This is a genomic window from Acinetobacter sp. ATCC 27244 (assembly GCF_000156555.1).
Taxonomy (GTDB): Bacteria; Pseudomonadota; Gammaproteobacteria; order Pseudomonadales; family Moraxellaceae; genus Acinetobacter; species Acinetobacter haemolyticus.
This window is the reverse complement of the sequence record NZ_GG665951.1, coordinates 107,815-108,767: the sequence shown is the minus strand read 5'-3', so window position 1 is coordinate 108,767 and position 953 is coordinate 107,815. Positions and strand designations below refer to the sequence as shown.

Annotated in this window: 2 protein-coding genes; both read left to right on the top strand. The window is 42.0% G+C overall.

What is annotated here, in order from left to right:
* The coding region (locus HMPREF0023_RS04450) for a fatty acid desaturase family protein (RefSeq protein ID WP_008941302.1) at positions 1-737 on the top strand (737 nt) is incomplete at its 5' end.
* Positions 738-772: 35 nt separating this feature from the next.
* The coding region (locus HMPREF0023_RS04445) for a hypothetical protein (protein ID WP_008941301.1) at positions 773-953 on the top strand (181 nt) is incomplete at its 3' end.

Sequence of the window (953 nt, the reverse complement as noted above, 5' to 3'; positions counted from 1 at the left end):
CACATCAGAGTTTATTTAAAACAAAATGGTTGAATGACACTTTAACGGATTGGTTATGTGCACGTCCGATCTGGAATGATTTGCATAAGTACCGTGCTCATCACATGCGTCATCATAGTAAAACTTCGACAAAAGATGATCCCGATTTATCGTTGGTCGCTGGCTTTCCAACCTCAAAAAAATCCTTGATGCGTAAGTTTGCACGCGACCTTGCTGGTATTACTGGATTCAAGTTCGCAGTAGGACGAGTTCTGATGGATATTGAAAAAATGGAGTGGACGGTTTCGAATGATCGTCGTTGGATTTCACAAGAAGGCAGGCATTGGTCAGATTATCCGAAAGCTTTTTTTAAGAATAGTGGCGGAGCGATCATCACGAACGCAGCTTTATTTGCAGCGTTATGGGCAGCAGGTCATCCTAAATTATATGGGCTATGGATACTCGCATATCTAACACCGTTTCCATTATTCTTGCGTGTACGCTCTATGGCCGAGCATGCAGGGATGCCAAGTAGCAAAAGTGCTTTGATGAATACTCGTACGACTAAAGCCGGTTATATTGCACGAGCTTTGGTTGCACCGATTCATGTTAATTATCATAAAGAACACCACTTGATGGCAGCAGTACCTTATTTTAAATTGCCCAAAATGCATCAAATGTTGCGTGAGCGAGGACATGTATCTGAACCACCGACATATTGGCAAGTATTGGATGAGCTTTCTAAAAAAGAAGATTAAGTTGAAAACCAAAGATTGGGATTGGGGGTTACAAGATGGCGAGTAAGCAAGAAATTATTGAGTTTTTAGCTCAAGAATTTCCGCAAGCACTTAGAAAATGCACCATTGAAGCGATTACGGATAAGGGCGCTGAGTTGCTCTATCAAGTCGATCAGGATGATTTACGTCCTGGTCAGACTGTTTCAGGTCCAACCTTAATGTTGGTAGCAGATTTCG